Origin of the sequence: Paracoccus wurundjeri (assembly GCF_030678915.1) — a bacterium.
Lineage (GTDB): Bacteria > Pseudomonadota > Alphaproteobacteria > Rhodobacterales > Rhodobacteraceae > Paracoccus > Paracoccus onubensis_A.
Genome location: NZ_JAUUTZ010000004.1, coordinates 46,969 through 65,309, shown reverse-complemented (window position 1 = coordinate 65,309; position 18,341 = coordinate 46,969). Strand labels below are relative to the sequence as shown.

At 59.2% G+C, this 18,341-nt stretch carries 16 protein-coding genes; 8 read left to right on the top strand and 8 right to left on the bottom strand.

Annotation, left to right across the window (positions count from 1 at the left end; genetic code table 11):
* Positions 1-58 precede the first annotated feature (58 nt).
* Positions 59-958, bottom strand: a complete 900-nt coding sequence (locus Q0601_RS05635; protein ID WP_305288020.1) for a LysR family transcriptional regulator — start codon at positions 956-958, stop codon at positions 59-61.
* Positions 959-1,079: 121 nt separating this feature from the next.
* Between Q0601_RS05635 and Q0601_RS05630 the strand changes: the two genes are divergently transcribed.
* From Q0601_RS05630 to Q0601_RS05600, 7 genes are all read left to right on the top strand, one after another.
* Positions 1,080-2,012, top strand: coding sequence for a VOC family protein (locus Q0601_RS05630; RefSeq protein WP_305288018.1), 933 nt, complete (start codon positions 1,080-1,082; stop codon positions 2,010-2,012).
* A gap of 47 nt (positions 2,013-2,059) precedes the next feature.
* Positions 2,060-2,689 (top strand): alpha/beta hydrolase, encoded by a 630-nt coding sequence (locus tag Q0601_RS05625; protein ID WP_305288016.1) that lies wholly within the window; start codon positions 2,060-2,062, stop codon positions 2,687-2,689.
* A complete protein-coding gene (locus Q0601_RS05620) occupies positions 2,686-2,937 on the top strand; it encodes a DUF1427 family protein (protein WP_305288014.1) in 252 nt (83 codons plus the stop codon). Before Q0601_RS05625 ends, Q0601_RS05620 begins: the two co-directional genes overlap by 4 nt.
* Positions 2,938-2,979: 42 nt before the next feature.
* The gene (locus Q0601_RS05615) at positions 2,980-3,669 is read left to right on the top strand and encodes a hydrolase (RefSeq protein ID WP_305288012.1); all 690 of its coding nucleotides are present in this window, start codon (positions 2,980-2,982) and stop codon (positions 3,667-3,669) included.
* A 136-nt stretch (positions 3,670-3,805) separates the two neighbouring features.
* On the top strand, positions 3,806-3,985 hold the full coding sequence (locus Q0601_RS05610) for a hypothetical protein (protein ID WP_305288010.1): 180 nt from the start codon (positions 3,806-3,808) through the stop codon (positions 3,983-3,985).
* A 77-nt stretch (positions 3,986-4,062) separates the two neighbouring features.
* Positions 4,063-5,913, top strand: a complete 1,851-nt coding sequence (locus Q0601_RS05605) for an amidohydrolase (protein WP_305288008.1) — start codon at positions 4,063-4,065, stop codon at positions 5,911-5,913.
* Positions 5,914-6,022: 109 nt separating this feature from the next.
* Entirely contained in the window at positions 6,023-7,648 is a 1,626-nt protein-coding gene (locus Q0601_RS05600; RefSeq protein WP_305288006.1) for an MFS transporter, read from the top strand.
* A 187-nt stretch (positions 7,649-7,835) separates the two neighbouring features.
* On the opposite strand, the gene Q0601_RS05595 is transcribed toward Q0601_RS05600, so the two are convergent.
* From Q0601_RS05595 to Q0601_RS05575, 5 genes are read right to left on the bottom strand one after another with little or no spacing between them, the layout of a single operon-like run.
* Positions 7,836-8,888 (bottom strand): siderophore-interacting protein, encoded by a 1,053-nt coding sequence (locus Q0601_RS05595; RefSeq protein ID WP_305288004.1) that lies wholly within the window; start codon positions 8,886-8,888, stop codon positions 7,836-7,838.
* Positions 8,885-9,679 (bottom strand): ABC transporter ATP-binding protein, encoded by a 795-nt coding sequence (locus Q0601_RS05590; RefSeq protein ID WP_305288002.1) that lies wholly within the window; start codon positions 9,677-9,679, stop codon positions 8,885-8,887. The genes Q0601_RS05595 and Q0601_RS05590 overlap by 4 nt, the downstream gene beginning before the upstream one ends.
* Positions 9,676-10,710, bottom strand: a complete 1,035-nt coding sequence (locus Q0601_RS05585; RefSeq protein WP_305288000.1) for a FecCD family ABC transporter permease — start codon at positions 10,708-10,710, stop codon at positions 9,676-9,678. The genes Q0601_RS05590 and Q0601_RS05585 overlap by 4 nt, the downstream gene beginning before the upstream one ends.
* Positions 10,707-11,849, bottom strand: a complete 1,143-nt coding sequence (locus Q0601_RS05580; RefSeq protein WP_305287998.1) for an ABC transporter substrate-binding protein — start codon at positions 11,847-11,849, stop codon at positions 10,707-10,709. Before Q0601_RS05580 ends, Q0601_RS05585 begins: the two co-directional genes overlap by 4 nt.
* A complete protein-coding gene (locus tag Q0601_RS05575) occupies positions 11,843-14,011 on the bottom strand; it encodes a TonB-dependent siderophore receptor (protein ID WP_305287995.1) in 2,169 nt (722 codons plus the stop codon). The genes Q0601_RS05580 and Q0601_RS05575 overlap by 7 nt, the downstream gene beginning before the upstream one ends.
* Before the next feature lie 204 nt (positions 14,012-14,215).
* Between Q0601_RS05575 and Q0601_RS05570 the strand changes: the two genes are divergently transcribed.
* The gene (locus Q0601_RS05570) at positions 14,216-15,220 is read left to right on the top strand and encodes a helix-turn-helix transcriptional regulator (RefSeq protein WP_305287993.1); all 1,005 of its coding nucleotides are present in this window, start codon (positions 14,216-14,218) and stop codon (positions 15,218-15,220) included.
* Between the two features lie 167 nt (positions 15,221-15,387).
* Here the strand turns inward: Q0601_RS05570 and Q0601_RS05565 are convergent, their stop codons facing one another.
* On the bottom strand, positions 15,388-16,374 hold the full coding sequence (locus tag Q0601_RS05565) for a serine hydrolase domain-containing protein (RefSeq protein WP_305287991.1): 987 nt from the start codon (positions 16,372-16,374) through the stop codon (positions 15,388-15,390).
* Positions 16,375-17,165: 791 nt separating this feature from the next.
* The gene (locus Q0601_RS05560) at positions 17,166-18,092 is read right to left on the bottom strand and encodes a glutaminase (RefSeq protein WP_305287989.1); all 927 of its coding nucleotides are present in this window, start codon (positions 18,090-18,092) and stop codon (positions 17,166-17,168) included.
* Positions 18,093-18,341: the final 249 nt, after the last annotated feature.

The following is an 18,341-nucleotide window of genomic DNA, read 5'->3' as shown; positions in this document are numbered from 1 at the left end:
CGCGCAAATCCATCCGGCAGGCAGTCATCGGCGTTGCGCCTTGCGAACAGATGCGCCTCTATTCCAACGCCGTGACCAGTGCAGGAATCTCATGTTCGAAGAAGTCCGAAAACGACGCGATTCTTGGCGGCATCTTCTGATAGGGTGGATAGTAAAGCGTCAGCCAAAGTTGCGGCGGGCACCAACTGGGCAGGATCTGAACAAGACGCCCGGACCGGAGATATTCTGCCACAATGAAAACCGGCAAAAGCGCGACGCCAGCACCATCAGCGGACATGCGGGCCAGCACCTCGCCATTATTTGCCGAGATCGTGCGTCCTGCCAAGATCGTGACGCTGGCACCTCCATCCGAAAGCTCCCAGCGTTCACGGTGCCGGTCGGATGTATAGCCCAGACAGGCATCCGCCTCCAGTTCGTCGGGATGCCGGAAAGTCGCGTAGGGTGTTCCCGGAGCGGCAACGAGTATGCGCTTGATGGTGCAGATCTTGCGCCAGATCGTGAACTTGTCGGAGGGGGGCTCCGATATCCTGACGGCAAGGTCGAAATCTTCCACAAGCATATCCAGCAGCTGGTCGGTCAAGGAAATCTGGACGTCAATTTTCGGATAGAGCTTCCGAAAACCACATAGAATTTGCGGCAGCACCCGTTGCCCCAATGACATCGGCGCGTTGATGCGCAAAAGACCTTCATCTGCCTTGTTGGCATTCATCAACTCGGCCCGCGCATTATCGAGCGCTCGTACGGCCGGGGCGAGTCGCGCCGCAAAGATCGCGCCATCGCAGGTAAGCGAAACCTGCCGCGTCGTACGCACAAAGAGCTGCACGCCGAATTGTGCCTCCAGCGCGGCAATCGTCCGGGTAACAGAGGCCGGCGTCATGTTCATGTCTCGCGCGACCTGGGCAAAATTTCGAGCCTGGGCGGCGAGCAGGAATACCCTGAGGGCTTTGAGCTCATTCATGTCAATTATTACGATTTACGTAATTCAAAGCTAACTATTACGTCAATTCCAGGCAAGTATCAATTGCACTAAATTGCGATCAACAAGGTTGCAATGCGGTCATGCCGCGGAAAGGCAAATCATGATCAGTCAGATCAAGGGCCTGCATCACGTCACCTCGATGGCGGCGGATGCCCGCCAGAACAACGCATTTTTCACCGATACGCTTGGACTTCGCCGTGTGAAGAAGACCGTTAATTTCGATGAGCCAAGCGTCTATCACCTCTACTATGGTGACGAGACAGGCACGCCGGGCACGGTAATGACCTACTTCCCCTTTCCGCACATCGTCCGGGGACGTCCCGGTGTCGGCGAAGTCGGGGAAACCCAGTTTTCGGTGCCGAAGGGATCGCTGTCCTTCTGGAGGAAGCGGTTTGCGGCAAAGGGTGTCGCAGGTCTCGAAGAGGACACGACGTTCGGGACCAGCAGGCTGAGGTTCCAGGGACCGGACGGTGACGGGTTTTCGCTGATTGAACTAGGCGATGACGGGCGCGCGGGCTGGACCGGCGCAGGGATCCCCGATGACGCGGCAATCCGCGGCTTCAGCGGTGCAAGACTGCGCTTGCAGGATACCGCTGCAACAGAGGAACTTCTGGCATTCATGGGCTATCGGCTCTCCGAGACAGAAGGTAACGTCACCCGTTTTGTCATTCCCGGCGGGAATGGCGCGGATACGATCGATCTTGAGTCGCTGCCCCGGTCACATTTCGCCCGCCAGGGAGCGGGATCGGTTCATCACATCGCCTTCGCCGTCCCCGATCATGCGGCACAGCTCGAGATACGCGGGGCATTGATGGATACCGGTTACCAGGTCACGCCGGTGATTGACCGGGATTATTTCCAGGCAATCTATTTCCGTACCCCTGGCGGAGTTCTGTTCGAGGTAGCCACCAACGAACCCGGGTTTGATCGGGATGAGGATACAGCACATCTGGGCGAAGCCCTCAAACTGCCGACCCGCTACGAGCCTATTCGCAAGCGCATCGAGGCAGGGCTTGTTCCGCTGTCCGGCTGAAGACTCGTTTTCCTCGCGAAAACGAAGCCAGATCAAGGAGAACTGTCATGAAAGACGCGGCTTATATCCATTATCGTCACGACGGCGCGGCGGATGCACCAGTCGTCCTCGCCCTGCACGGAACCGGCGGTGACGAGCATCAGTTCACCGATATTATGCGGCAGATTCTTCCTGATGCGGGACTCATCGCGCCGCGTGGGGATGTCTCTGAATCCGGTGCGAACCGGTTTTTCCGTCGCACCGGCGAGGGTATCTACGACATGAAAGACCTGTCCGTCCGCACCGGCAGGATGCTGGGCTTCGTGGACGGTATCCGGCGTCAATACGCGGGCAGACGGTTTTATGCGCTCGGCTATTCCAACGGCGCCAACATCCTTGCCGCAATGCTGTTCAGACAACCCAGGCTTTTCGACCGGGCAGCGCTGCTGCACCCGCTGATCCCCTGGACCCCCGATCCGCAACCCGACCTCAAGGGGCGACCCGTCTTCATCAGTGCAGGACGACAAGACCCGATTTGTCCGCTGCCGCAGTCGCTGGCACTGATCGACTGGTTTTCGAAGCAGGAAGCCCAAGTGGAAAGCGTGATCGAAGCGGGCGGCCATGAAATCCGCCCTGCAGAACTTAACGCGCTCGCGCAGTTCATGCGGACACCCGTTGGACAGGAGTTCATCCAATGAGCCAAGTACAGCCTTATTTCATTTCCCTCGCCGTGGGTCTTGGGATCGGTGTGATCTACGGCCTTTTGTCGGTGAGATCCCCTGCCCCTCCGATTATCGCCCTGCTTGGCCTTCTTGGCATGCTCGCCGGTGAAGCCGGAATCCAATGGCTGAAGGGTCATACGAGTTTCGTGCAGGCCTGCCTGCATGAAAAATCCTTCGCGCTCAAAACTTCCAAGGAAGTGGCGAAGGATCGTGACGCCGCCTGAGGCGCATCCCATTTATTCACCCCCGTTTCCAGGAGACCATTCATGTCCAGCAAACTCGACGTCCTCACCCCACAGAACAGCCAGGTCATCTTCATCGACCACCAGCCTCAGATGGCCTTTGGCGTACAATCGATCGATCGGCAGGTGCTGAAGAACAATACGGTGGCGCTGGCCAAGGCGGCCAAGGTCTTCGGCGTACCGGTAACGATCACCACAGTCGAGACCGACGGCTTTTCGGGGCCGACCTATCCGGAACTCCTTGACGTCTATCCCGAGACACCGCTTCTGGAACGAAGCTCGATGAATTCCTGGGACGACCGGAAGGTCCGTGATGCGCTTGCCAAGGGTGCCGATGAAGGCCGCAAGAAGATCGTCGTGTCGGGCCTCTGGACCGAGGTCTGCAACCTGACCTTTGCTCTCTCCTGCCTGAAGGATACCGATTACGAGGTCTACATGGTCGCGGACGCTTCGGGCGGCACCTCCGCCGATGCCCACAAATACGCCATGGACCGTATGGTTCAGGTCGGCGTCGTGCCTGTGACCTGGCAACAGGTTCTCCTCGAATGGCAACGCGACTGGGCCCGCAAAGAGACCTATGACGCGACCCTTGATATTGTGAAGGAACATTCGGGGGCCTACGGCATGGGCGTCGATTACGCCTATACCATGGTTCACAACGCGCCTGCCCGCACCAAGCACTCCGCTCCGCGCCTCGATCCCCAACCGGCGTGACACGGCAACGACCCGGCTGTCCCGCGCGGCCGGGCCTACCCTTTGCAGAAAGGCCGGCCCCGATATCCGAAAAACCATCAAGATTTTTTGCGAAGATCACGAAACCAAAGACCGCTATGCCACACATGGCGACGGAATGGAGTGTGAACCAGGCATCTCATCTGATGTTCTGATCATCAGCGGCATTTCGGTGGCCGGCGTAAAGGAAGGAAGCGGTGCAGCCTCCGCGCCGATGGGCCGGTTTATCGCGGATGTAACCGGAACCTTCGTGACGCTCAGCGAGATATTTGCGCATGACAGTTCACAGATCATCTAAAGGTTTCCGCCTCCGCCAGTCGCGGGATGCGCTTCCCGCAGCACGCTTCACCAACCAGACCTGTGAAGGAGATCCCGATGACCGACAACGCTCTGATCATCGTCAATGCCAAAGTCACCACACTCGATAAGCAAAAACCTGCCGCGGAGGCGGTCGCGATCCAGAACGGAAAATTTCTGGCGGTTGGCTCCGAAGGCGAGGCGCGGGCGGCCGCACCCACCGCCACCATCATCGATGCCGGCGGCCGTCGCCTTATTCCCGGTCTTATCGACAGCCATACCCATGTGATCCGGGGCGGTCTGAACTACAACATGGAACTGCGTTGGGACGGGGTGCCGAGCCTTTCCGAGGCGATGGCAATGCTCAGAGCCCAGATCGATCGCACACCCGCGCCGCAATGGGTACGTGTGGTGGGTGGTTTCACCGAGCATCAATTCACCGAGAAGCGCCTGCCGACCCTTGACGAACTCAACGCCGTGGCGCCCGACACGCCGGTCTTCATCCTGCATCTTTATGACCGGGCACTGCTGAATGCCGCCGCATTGCGGGTAGTGGGTTATACGAAGGATACACCAAACCCTCCGGGGGGCGAGATCGTTCGCGATGCGAAGGGTAACCCGACCGGTCTGCTGCTGGCACAGCCCAATGCGACGATTCTTTACTCGACACTGGCCAAGGGGCCGAAGCTGGATCCTGATTACGCCATCAACTCCTCACGCCATTTCATGCGTGAGCTGAACGGTCTCGGCGTCACCTCAGTGATCGACGCCGGCGGCGGTTTCCAGAACTATCCCGATGATTACGAAATCATCGAGAAGCTACATGCCGACGGCCAGATGACGGTTCGGATCAGCTACAACCTCTTTACCCAGAAGCCGAAAGAAGAACTGTCCGATTTCTCGTCCTGGGTGAAACAGGTCAGCCCCGGTCAGGGTGACGATACCTACCGCCACAACGGGGCGGGTGAGATGCTGGTCTATTCGGCCGCCGATTTCGAGGACTTCCGGGTTGAGCGTCCCGAGATGCCACCGAACATGGAGACCGATCTCGAACCGGTCATCCGCCTGCTGGCCGAGCATCGCTGGCCATGGCGCCTGCATGCGACCTATGACGAAACGATTTCCCGTGCGCTCGATGTGTACGAGAAGGTTAACCGGGATATTCCGCTTCAGGGGATCAATTGGTTCTTCGACCATGCCGAGACGATCAGCGAGAAGAGTATCGACCGGATCGCGGCGCTGGGCGGCGGCATCGCCGTGCAGCATCGGATGATGTATCAGGGCGAATATTTCATTGAGCGTTATGGCGCGAAAGCAGCAGAGAACACCCCGCCAATCAAGCGGATCATGGAAGCTGGCGTGCCACTCGGCGCAGGCACGGACGCGACGCGGGTCGCCAGCTATAACCCCTGGGTTTCACTCTCGTGGCTGGTAACTTCACAGACATTGGGTGGCACCCGGCTCTATCCCGCCGCGAACCGGGTTGATCGCGAGACGGCACTGCGGCTCTGGACCGAGACCAATACATGGTTTTCAAACGAAGAGGGTAAAAAGGGGCAGATCAAGCCCGGTCAATTGGCGGATCTTGCTCTGCTCTCCGACGACTATTTCTCTGTTCCCGAGGATGAGATCGTTCACTTGCGCTCGGTTCTGACCGTGCTGGGCGGCAATGTTGTACATGCCGATGGTGATTTTGGCCCGCTTGCGCCCGCCCTGCCCGCACCGATGCCTGACTGGTCGCCGGTTGCGGCTTTCGGCGGCTACTACAAGACATCCGAGGCACAGGCAAAACTGGCGGTTCATTGCGGCTGCGCCAATGATTGCGCGGTACATGGTCACAACCACGCGGCCGCGCTTGGCGCCAATGTACCCGCCGCCGATGCCCGCACCTTCTGGGGCGCCTTCGGTTGCGGTTGCTGGGCGGTCTGAACCGTCCCTGCCAACGAAACCTGTCCTGCGCGCACCGCAAACGCGCACTGCCGTCTTCCCCGATACGGCTGAAACGCAAATTCCAGCTGGCCGCCGACAAGGAACCGATATGACTGAACCAAGTGTGAAACCAGCCGCAACCTCCGCCCCCCTGAGCTTCCCGGTGTTCCGCGCACTCTGGATTGCCACGATCATCTCGAATGTCGGCACCTGGATGAACGATGTCGGCTCCGCATGGTTGATGACCTCGCTCTCGCCAAGCCCGCTGCTGGTCGCGCTGGTACAGGCGGCAACGACGCTGCCCATGTTCCTGCTGGCCCTTCCCGCCGGGGCAATGGCGGATATCATCGACCGCCGCAAGATGCTGCTCGCAGCTCAATCGCTCGGCCTTGCCGCGGCGGCGGCCTTGTCGATTCTGACATTGCTGGGATTCACGACCCCGTGGATGCTTCTGGGTGTAACCTTCCTGCTTGGTGTCTCGGCCGCACTCAGCGCACCCGTTTTTCAGGCCATCGTACCAGAACTCGTCGACAAGCAGGCTCTGCCCGACGCGGTGGCGCTGAACTCGCTCGGCGTGAATATCTCACGCGCCATCGGCCCTGCGCTCGGTGGCATCATTGTCGCGGCTGCAGGGATACCTGCCGTCTTTGCCCTGAACGCACTCTCTGTTCTGGCCGTTCTGGGTGTGCTGTTCTTCTGGAAGCGCCCGGAGACAGCGCATAGCTTGCCGCCCGAACATTTCTTCGGCGCCCTGCGTGCGGGATACCGCTACACTCGGCATTCCCCGGCATTGCGGCTGGTATTGCTGCGTTCAGCGGGTTTCTTCCTGTTTGCCAGCGCCCTTTGGGCGATGCTGCCTCTGATCGGGCGGCGCGCGTTGGGGCTGGAGGCAGCTGGCTACGGGGCATTGCTGGGCTGCATGGGCGCAGGAGCGGTGCTGGGCGCGCTGTTGCTAAAGCGGTTGCGCGGCCAAGTGCCGAGCAATACGATTTCCGTCTGGGCAACGCTGCTCTTCGCGCTTGCGACATTTGCCCTTGCCTTGGTTCCCAATGTCTGGATCGCAGGTGCCGTGCTGTTTCTGGCAGGGCTCTCCTGGATCGGAATGCTTACCTCGCTCAATGTCGCGGCACAGATGGCCTCGCCAGGATGGGTGAAGGCCCGGGCATTGGCGGTCTATCTGGTGGTGTTCCAGGGCGCGATGACCGGCGGCAGCATCGTCTGGGGGGTGATCGCAACGAAAGCCCATGTGCATACAGCATTAATTGTCGCTGCGGTCGGATTGGTTCTGTCGTCGGCACTGGCGCGGTTCTGGCACCTGCCAAATGATTCCACCACCGATCTGGCTCCTTCCAATCACTGGGCCGAACCCGTGGTCGCCGTTCCACCCGAAAATGATCGTGGTCCGGTGCTGATCGAGATCGAATATCGTGTCGATCCTGATCGGCTGGGCGAATTTATCGCCGCCCTGCGCAAGTTCCGGTCGACCCGTTATCGCGACGGAGCAATCCGCTGGGACGTCTGGGAAGATATGGCTGAACCTGGCCGGGTGATCGAGGCTTTCGTCGTCGAAAGCTGGATAGAGCATCAGCGCCAGCACGCGCGCGTCACCCATGCCGATCAGCTGGACCAGACGACCCTCAACGCCTTCCATCTGGGGGATCGGCCTCCGGTCGTGCAACATCTTTTACGGCCGTTGCCTGATGCCATTTCTCGCAGTACATCCTTCCAGGGCTAGGAAAAGCTATAGGCTTCAGTTTCGGAAAATGGCGATAGCGGCGCGGATGATAACATCGAGGAAGATGCCGCCGCATCGCTTATCTCCGCCTGACGAACAATCAGGCCGCACCATTCAGATGAGGCTGGTCAGGATCACTCATCGCATATGTCCCACATTGACGAATTTCCGTGACGGTACCGTCTGTTTAATCCGCCGCATGGCCTTCACGCCAATAGGCGACGATACTGTGATAGCCCTTTTTCAGTGCCAGGTCGTTTCGGACATATCTGCGCAATTCGCGAAAGGCGCCATCTTCGCATCCGACCCAGATGAATGGGGACTGCGCGTCTTTGGGTGGGGCATGGCGCTGCAACGCCGATACGAGACCGTCTGTGCGCAGAACCCACTCGACTTTCATGTTGCGGCGATACGCCAGGGGTTGGCGCTCTGCCTCATTCGCGATCTCGATGATCACATGCCCCCGCGCCGCAGCGGGCAACAGTTCCAGAAAGCGCGCGATGGCGGGCAAAGCCGTTTCGTCCCCCGCGATCAGATACCAGTCGCGATCCATCGGCAAGCTGCCGCCGCCCGGCCCGATCATCCCGATACGATCACCTGTGCGGGCTGTTTCCGCGAACCGGCTGCCCGGACCTGCCGCCTCGGCGTGAAGCACGAAGTCGATATCCAGCACACCGGCGGTAACGTCGATTTCGCGGATGGTATAGCGGCGGAATTCCGGCTTGTCGGGGCCGTCCGGCCATCTCTCCAACCCGTCCGGGCTGATGCGGGGTTCTGCCAGCCCATGCCCATCAGAGGAAAAGACAAGCCGGACATGGATATTGTCCAACCCCGCGAAAAGCGACAGATCGTCGGAAGCGAAACGGATGCGGCGCATGCGCGGGGTCAGATCCAGCATTTCGATGACGCGCAGCACCCGGTAATTGGGAGGCCGTGTCATGCGGGCGCCGTCACCCGTCCAGTGAATGGACAAGGGCTGCGGCGCGAATTCCTGCATGTGGCCCGCGATGATGCTGCGCAGATTGAACAATGCCGGAAACGTTCCGCCCACGACTTCGACCTGCACATGCCCGGCGTCTTCATGCAGGACGGCCGTGCCGAACGGAAAACGCAGATCATGGCGGCTTTCGGATCGGTTGTAGACCGCTCCATGCTCGGCAATATGTTCGCATAGTTGTTTCAGCATCGCTGCGGGTTCGCGGATTGCGATATCCGCCCGTGCGGTCAGCAAATGGCTCATCCTCTGGCTTCCTGTTGGGTAAGTGGGGCGGCGCCGTCGGTCATGATTTGCAATCGACCGGCCGAGCAACGCTCAACCCGTGCGTCGATCCGATAGACATGGCGCAGCATATCGGGGGTCAGGACCTCGTCCGGCGTCCCGAAAGCGAATAACCGGCCCTCGTGAAGAATGGCGATCCGGTCGGCCCATTGCGCCGCATAAGCGAGATCGTGCAGCACGACGACGGCGATGCGCCCCTCATGCGTAAGATCACGGACATGCTGCATGATCATGTGACGGCGGGCAAGATCCAGTGCGCTTGTCGGTTCATCCAGCAACAGCAGCTTTGGATCGCGCGCGATCGCGACGGCCAGACCGACAGCCTGCCGTTGGCCTCCCGACAATTGCCCGACGGCGCGATTGGCCAGATCGTCGGCACCAAGTCGCGCAAGGACGGTAAGGGCGGCCACATCTGCTTCCATGCCATCGGGCGAATGGCGTGGCAGCGCGGTCATGACGCATTCGAGTACGCTTAGCCCGACCCGTCCGATCACCCCTTGCGGCATGAAGCCGATCAGATCGGCACGGTGTGGCGGGGGCAAATGTGTCAGTTCCTGCCCGTCCAGCGTCACTGAGCCGGTAACAGGCAGCAATCCCGCAAGTCCCCGCAGCAGCGTGGATTTACCCGCGCCATTCGGGCCGATCAACGCCACGATGGTCCCAGGCTGTAACGATGGCAGCGTGATATCGTGGATCACTGCCCGGTTGCGGTAGCCGCAGCTTAGCTTCTTGATCCGGAAATCCGCTGTCATCTGCGTCCCGGGCGAAGGATGACTGCGAAAAAGACCGGCAACCCGACCAATGCTGTCACGATCCCGACCGGGATGATCACGCCCGGCACGATCACTGCGCTGGCGATGCCCGCAAGCGACAGGATAAGCGCCCCTGTCAGACAACTCGCAGGCAAGAGCAGGCGATGATTTTCGCCTATACAAAGCCGTGCGATATGTGGAGCGATCAGACCGATGAACCCGATGATGCCGACAAAAGCCACCGCGGTTCCAGCCAGCAGACTGATACGGATCAGCGAGAAAAGCCGCACGCGCTCGACCGCGACACCCATGGCGCGGGCGCGATCTTCGCCCAGCCGCAGCGCCATCAGGTCATTCGCCGACATCAGAGACCAGGGAATGACAGCCAGTTGAACCACGGCCAGAACGGCCAGCGACGGCGCATCTGCCCGCGTCAGGCTGCCCATCATCCAGAACACCAGAGATTGCAGCGTGTCTGCGCTGGCGACATATTGGATCAGCGACAACAGGGCCGAGGCCGTCAACCCGACGCCCACCCCGAACAGGACCAGCATATCGGTGCCCGCGCCGCGCAGGCGGATAAGCAATTGCACAAGGGAAAGTGCCCCAAAAGCAAAAAGGAACGCGTTCAACGGTACGCCCCAGAGGCCAAAACCTGGAACCGAGATACCCAATACGATGGCCAGTGCCGCGCCCAATGCAGCCGAAGATGAAACCCCCAGCGTGTAGGGTTCGGCCAATGGGTTATCCAGAACAGTCTGCATCTCGGCCCCGGCCAGCCCAAGCCCCGCGCCGGCCAACAGGGCCAGCAGCGCCATCGGCAGCCGCAATTGCCACAGAATCACGCCGGTTGTCCGATCGCTCTGACCGAACAACGCGGCAATAATTTGTCCCGGCGATACTCCCGATGGTCCCACGATGAGCGAAGCCAGAAACGACAGCAGGCAGCCTATTGCCAAGAATACAACAAATATCCTGCGCCGTCGGTGACTGCGCCTGTAGAGAGCAATCTGTTCGGCGGCGGATGTCACGGCGCCGCCTGCTGATCGACCCAGAATGTACCTTCCAATGGCACCGGCAGGAAGCGCTGGTTCATCTCTGCCAATGTTTCGGCGGGATCGATATCGTCTGCTGCTTCGGGATGTATCCAGCGAGCAAAGGTCTCGACGGCAAGAACCTCGAAGGGAGAGATCGTCAGAAGGTGCAGGATGCCATGTGCACGGCCCTCTCGCACGGCGGATAATTCCGGGCGAATGCCAGTCGCAAGCACCGAATCGAGCGAGGCTTGCGCCGAGTCTTCATCGCGCCCCACGCCCAGCACCAGCCCATGCGACACCTGAAGATGCGGGCCACCTGTCGCGATCAGGACTTGTGGATCGGCGGCAAGGATATGTTCGGCGGCGATCTGGCCGGCATAATCCGAAACCAGTTCGGAGCCGACAATCTGTCCTCCCGCGAAATCTACGAGATCGCCCAGCCGATTTCCTGCACCCGGCACCCAGCAGCAATCCGGCGTCGCATGACCATCGACCAGCACCGGTGGGCGGGCCGGGGCATCGGCGACAAGACGGGCAACCTGCGCATAGCGCGGCGCAATGAATTCCGCATATTCCCGCGCGCGCTGTCCCTGACCGATGGCGTCGCCCAGAAGCGTCAGCGAAAAGATTACGCGATCCTCGGGCGCGGCCACCTGCAGATCGGGACTGTCCAGATAGATCACCGGAATTCCCGCTGCCTCCAGACGCTTGCGAACTGGCTCCCACATGGGATCGAAGATGCGAATGACATAAAGATCCGGCGCCTGCGCAACGACACCTTCCACTGAAAAATCCGACGGCGTAGCCGAGCCTGCTTCGGGGATTTGGTCTATCTGCGGAAATTTCGCCCGCAAGGCAGCCTTGATGCCGGGATCCAGCCGCTGCGCGCTGCCCCATACGGCGATTGGCGCGACCGGATCGTCGGTCAACAGCATCAGCGACAGGATCAGGTCGGCTTCGTTGATCCCGATATGACTGGCTGGCTGATCCAGAACGACTTTGCGCCCCGTCGCATCCGTCAACGTGATCTCGGCACGCGCTGTCGCCGCCAATAACAGCGTGAACGCCAATGCGGCGATGAAAATGATGCCGCCTGCCCGCCAAGCGCCGTTCTTTTGCGTGCGTATTACCATTTGTAACCGATTTTCGCCTCAACCGTGCGGCCTTCGCCATAATTACAGCTTCCACCCGTCAGGTTAAGACATTGCGCGACGAACCGTCTGTCGAAGATGTTGCTGGCATGCAGTTGTACCGTCGCCCCTTCCACCTTCCAGGGAGATTCGGCCAGATCATAGGTGACGCCCAGATCAACCAGCCCATAGCCGGGGATGCGCAGTTCCTCGATATGCTGCGGGCTGGACTGATAGTCCGAGACGCCGCGGATTCCCGCACTGATATCCAGGCCCGGCAAGCCAGCATCCTTATATTGCATCCACAGCGATGCCTGATGGCGCGGCAGGCGCAGAACCTCATTGCCAACAGCGCTTTCGTAAACCGAACTGAGCACTTCCGAGTCGGAATAGGCATAGCCCGCGATCACGTCCAGACGGGGCGTCATGGCGAATTTCGCCTCGAGCTCAAGCCCGCGTACGCGCTGTTCTCCGCCCTGTATCGTCGCCCAGCCATCCAGCGGATTGGGGATCAGGGTGTTGTCCTCGGTCAGTTGGAATAATGACGCGGTGAACATGTTGCTGGTGCCCGGCGGCGTATATTTCAAACCGATCTCGTACATTTCGGTTTCGCTTGCCTCGAAGGGCTTGCCATCGTCTCCGACACCCAACTGCGGAACGAACGAGCTGGAATAGGCGGCATAGGGTGATACCCCATTCGCAAACTGGTAACTAATCCCAAGACGCCCCGTAACGGCGTCGTCATTATTGTCGGGTTGGCGCGTGTCCGCGATACGATCGAATGTATCGATTTCAGATCTATCATAGCGCAGCGCAGCAGTCGCAATCCACGAGCCCCAACTTAACTGATCCTGAACATAGACCCCAAGCTGGCGCCGGTTCTGCATGGCCGAGCGGGTAAAGGGCGGCCGCTCCACCGGGAAGCCGCCATATTCCGGGTCGGTGAAGTCGAGTCCCGGAACAGGAACATCCATGGCCGAGTTGCCGAAATTGGTCGAGGATCGGACCCAACTGTAATCCACACCGATCAGTGCCGTGTGTTCGACGGCACCCGTTGCGAACCTGCCCTCGACGCTGAGATCCATTGCCAGGCTGCGCAATTCGTCATCCGAGGCAGCGGTTACGCGGTTCATGACCGGGCCGGGGGTTCCCGGCCAGCCGGGCCACGAAAAGGCGGGGTTAACCAGCACAAGGAACATGTCCTGCCTGGAACGCGCATAACGCAGGTTCTGGCGCAGCGTCCAATTGGCCGTAAGGTCATGTTCCAGCTCATACCCGATCGCAGCATATTCGCGGTTGAACTCATCCGCTGCCGGATCGCCCAGATACAGGTCGCGCGGGATTTCATCGGCCGGGTTCGGCAGCAATGTCCCGTGGGCCGGATAGAAGCGCGGACTGAACGTGTCCTTGTCCTTCTGGTAATAGGCGAATGCGGTCAGGCGGGTGCTGTCGTCCGGCTCCCATGTCAGGCTGGGCGCGAAGGTCAACTTGCGATTACGTTCCCGGTCGATCTGGCTGCCCATATTCTTGGCAGTGCCGATCAGGCGATAGCTCAACGAGCCGTCCCGGTTCAGCGGCCCTGTAAAATCCCCGCCGATTTGATAGCCACCCAGACTGCTGGTCTTAGCAAAAACCTCGCGGCTGACTTCGGGTTGAGGGCGCTTGCTGACCAGATTGATCATGCCGCCCGGCATATTCTGCCCGTAAAGCGCCGATGCCGGCCCCTTGATCACCTCTACACGCTCCAGTGTGAACGGATCAATCGCCGGAGTGGCGTAATTCGCCGCTTCACCCGGAAGCAGAAGACCGTCCTGCCACGTATAGCCATAAGCGTCGAAGCCGCGGATCCACAGCCAGTCATATCGGATGTCGTAGCCATTGGATTCGGCCATAACGCCGGGCGTATAGCGCAGCGCTTCCGTGATCAGATCGGCGGACTGGGCTTCGAACTGTGCGCGTGGCACCACGCTCACGGTCTGAGGCGTTCGTGTCAGCGGGATATCCGTCTTGGTCGCCGAGCGGCTGTCTTGCGGTATCAGCATGTCGCCACCGGTCGCGTCATTTTGCGCGTTCAGCGTTATTTCGTCCAGAACCGTGGGCTGCCTGCTTGCGTCGCGGGCATCCTGTGCAGCGGCGAAACTCGCCATCGATACGGTAATCGACAAGATGGCCGCGCCATTCCGCAAGACGCGTCTGCCAACTGACCTGCAATTTCCGTTACGCATCGCTGGCTCCGTGATTAATCTGATAGGAACAGTCAAGATTGCCTAGTCTGTAGCCGCCTGCTAATCTTCCGCCAAGCCAAAGGGTTTTGCGCATGTGCAAAAGATTTATGCGAAACGACAAATACTGAAGATAAGGCAGGGCGAATGTACGAGCGCGGATCAGTGGACAGCATATCGGCTCCTGCCGAGCGGGTGACTGTTTCGGATCTTTGCGCAAGCCGTGATATCCGCCTGGATATCCCTTCGGATGCCGACGAGGACACGGCACTGATGTCTGGCCGGTTCCTGAAAAGAAAACTGGGAAACGGCCTGACCCTGCATGGCGGCGATTTCATCGAAGAACGGGCATTCAACGTTCACTCGTCGATCGAAGAGGGGTTGTCCTGCATCTTCTTCCTGAACGGTACGGTGGACACCCGCATTGGCGACCGCCGCTTTGGGTTTCAAGCGTTCGACAGACAGCCGGTCCACGCGGTAACGATGATGAATGCTCGCGCCGAGACATTCTCGCGCCGCACCTTGTCCCGGCAGAAAGTCACTCACCTGGTCATTGATGCATCGCGGGAATGGTTGGAAATTCACGGTCATGATACGGCTCGGGACAAAGGCGCAACGCAGACCTTGTTCGCCGAGAACCTGATCGATCACCGCTGGCTTGTGCCGCGGCGGTTACTGGAACTTGTTCGGGCCGTGATGGCCGCATCCACCGACAGGGCACCGCTTCAAAGTTTATATACCGAGGCCCTGACGATTCAGATCGTCGCGGAATCCATATGCTGCGCGACAGAGCGCGGGACATCGATCACCGAAGGGCTGAACGGATCATCTAAAAGAAGGGCCGCAGCACTGCGGCGGGCCAAAGAGTTCATTGCCGTGGAAGCCTGCAATGACATCTCCGTTACCCGTATCGCGAAAGAGGCCGCCGTCAGTGTCAGCGGCCTGCAATCGCTGTTCCGTCAGGATGAGGGTTGCGGCGTTTTCGAATATGTCCGCCGCATTCGGCTTGAACGCGCCAAAGAGGGGCTGACGCGCGGCGAGTTCGGCATCAGTGAGGCGGCAATGATCGCCGGTTATTCTCATCCGGCGAATTTCACCACGGCGTTCCGCAAGCGTTTCGCGGTTACCCCCAGCCTGCTGATCGGCAAGTAAGAGCTACGGGATGCCCCGAATATTGACCGATGCCTGATTGATCCTCCCCACCGGGCGGGTCCCGCGATCAGGCAGGCACGGGCGACAAGCCAATTCGCCCGCGGCCCCTCAGCCGGAAGGTCATGCCATCGGCCCAGATGCGGCGCAGGACCGGCGCGGCATGTGCGTCAAGTCAAAGCACGCACAGCGCCATCAAGCAAGTCCATCAATTGTCCGAAATGCCCATCCGATCTCGCCGGGGCATTCGGGTCCGACGTGATGGCAACCGCCAGCGCATGTTCGGGATGGGCAGCGATTATCTGCCCGCCATAACCACGGGCAATGATGAAACCGCTATCGCTGAGGAACCATCCATAGCCGTAGCTGAGGCCCGAATAGGGTGAGCGCGTACGGGGCTGGACCGAGGCCCGAATCCAGTCGGGCGAAATGACCTGCTGGCCCTCGAACCGCCCGCCGTCGCGCATGAGAACGGCAATCCGCAACATGGCACGCGGCGTCAGTGCCATTTCGTTACCGCCCATATAGAAGCCCTGCGGATCGCGGGTCCAGGCTGGAATTTCAATCCCGAGCGGCTGCCCAAGAACGGTCCGCGCCTGTTCAAGCAGGTTTTCGCCGGTCGCCGTCGCAAGCGCGGCACCAAGAATATGCGTGCTGCCGGTCGAATAGATCATGCGTTGGCCGGGCCGGGCGATCATCGGCCTGCGCAAAGCGAACGCAACCCAGTTGCCCGAATTTACCCAGCTTCCATAATTGCCGCCCGAAGTGCCTTCGAGGCCGGCACGCAGCGTAATCAGATCCTCGATCGTCAAGTCCGCGACGCCGGCCGTTGCATCCGCAGGAATGATCCCGGGCGCGACTGATCCCAGCGTCGTGCTGACCCCGGCAATGGCCCCTTGCGAGATCGCGGCACCAGTCAGCAACGCCACGATGCTTTTCGAACAGGATTTGATATTCGCGGCACGGTCGAGGCCGGGGCCACGCGGGGCTTCTGCAACGAGGATATCGCTACCGCGCTGCACAATGATCGCGTGAAGCTGGGATAGTTCCATCGCCTCCAAGCGAAGATCGCTTATGGTCTGGGCATGTGCCCGGATGACAACGGGGGCGGCAACCGCCGACAGAAGAGCAGCCGAGAAGGCGCGGCGGTTCAACATGGAATACCTCTCTTGCGGATATACGCGACTGTCTCACAGGCATCGCACGAATTTAACAGGCCAGGAACCAGCTCGGGAAAGTGATTGTGGAACGTTTTTCTATAACATGCATCCATCTGAAATGGATTGGTATATTTTCGGAACCGCAATATGCTGGGCGCTGTATGGGATATGAATTCATGCTCCACCATGATCGTCGCGCTCAGCCCTCAGCATGCCGATTCGTCCGGAAGCATGGTAATTACTTTTTTTTCAACTCGGATATCACGTTCGCTCGCCAAATATAGAGAACGGTTTTGACAGTCTTCACGACCGATGGACCTACCCTCATATATCTCCTGTTTCGCAGAGCAGCCAGAAAAGCGCCTGCATGATCGGCGTTCCGAAATCTCTTCCGGGAAACCCGATTCCGTGGTGCGGGCTTCTTCATGCCCGATATTTCTGCATCGCAGCATGAGTCCTGCCGGAATAAGCAGCATCCGATGCTTTTGCCACAGATTTTCCACGCCAAAGATTGGTGCTGCGGAGAAAAGAGGTAACAATCAAGACAGGCCGAAGTTCAACAGGAAGCCTATGCCCGCCCTCCTCCTCCCTGCGGGCGCAATAAGAGGCCCCGCGCTCCCTCCTCCCCGCGCGGGGCTTTTTATGACTAAATATATACTCACGATTTCCGCGCCCTGCACAAATCTTGCCAAACCCGGGCAGATCGATCGATCTGACAGAATGGGTCACCAGATGTGAGTGTTTGATCCCGACGAATACCGGAACTTTATTCAGACATCAGCATAAGCTTAGAAAACCGACCAGTTCATCTGCTGGCATAGCATCTCCAACGCTTGCGTCCCAAGAAGAGAGTTACCGTGCCGATTCAGCCCCGGAGACCAGACAGCGATTGATGCGATCCCAGGTACAATCGCCAGAATACCGCCCCCAACGCCGCTTTTTGCTGGTATGCCGACCCGAAACGCAAAATCGCCCGAACCATCATAATGACCACAAGTCATCATCAACGCATTTATTCGGCGCACGCGTTGAGCGGCCACGATCCGCGTATCGGTAATCGGATTGCGTCCAGATGATGTAAGAAACAGCCCGGCACGCGCAAGTTGCCGGCACGACATGGCAAGGGCGCAATAATGGTGATAGACGCCAAGAACATGCGCGGGCGCACCGTCAAGATTACCATTGGCTTTCAGCAGATTGGCTAAAGCTGCGTTGTTGAAGCCGGAATCATTTTCAGCTTGGGCAACATGATGATCGATATAAATATCATCATCGGCAGTGACAAACCGCATGAAACGCAAGAACTCACCAATCGTCTCTCGGGGCTGATAAGCACCAAGCAGAATATCCGCGACGACGATTGCTCCGGCATTGATAAATGGATTACGCGGGATACCCTTTTCCAGTTCAAGCAGGACGCTGGAATTGAAGGGATCGCCGGACGGTTCGCGGCCAACCCGCTGCCAGATACTATCGCCCCTATTGCCAAGAGCCAGAGTTAACGCAAAAACCTTGGAAATACTTTGGACCGAGAATTTTTCATCGGCGTCCCCTGCCAGCAGCGTCGTATCATCGGGCAGAACAACCGCGATTCCGAATTTAGCGGGATCGATACCTGCCAGAGGTGGGATATAGCCCGCAACCTCGCCGCGCTCGGTGCTTTCCCTTAATTCTGCCTCGATGTCGCTGAGCACGGCGTTCAGGCGGCGCTTCAAATTCTCTGAAAGGGGTGATCTCTGAAGAGACATATTTTAATCCCGAACCGAATTGCAGACCTGACGAAAGACCATATCAGGACAAACAACGGCTGAACATCGCGAGTTGCCGTTCCAGCGACAGGGCCGGATTGGGTTGGCCCCGCATCCTGCCCGAAACAACGCGTAAAGCCGACTTACGGGTCGCGGCCGATAAGCGCGACAAAAGGCCACTGTCAAGCAACAGCTTTTCTTTATCGCGGAACGTCA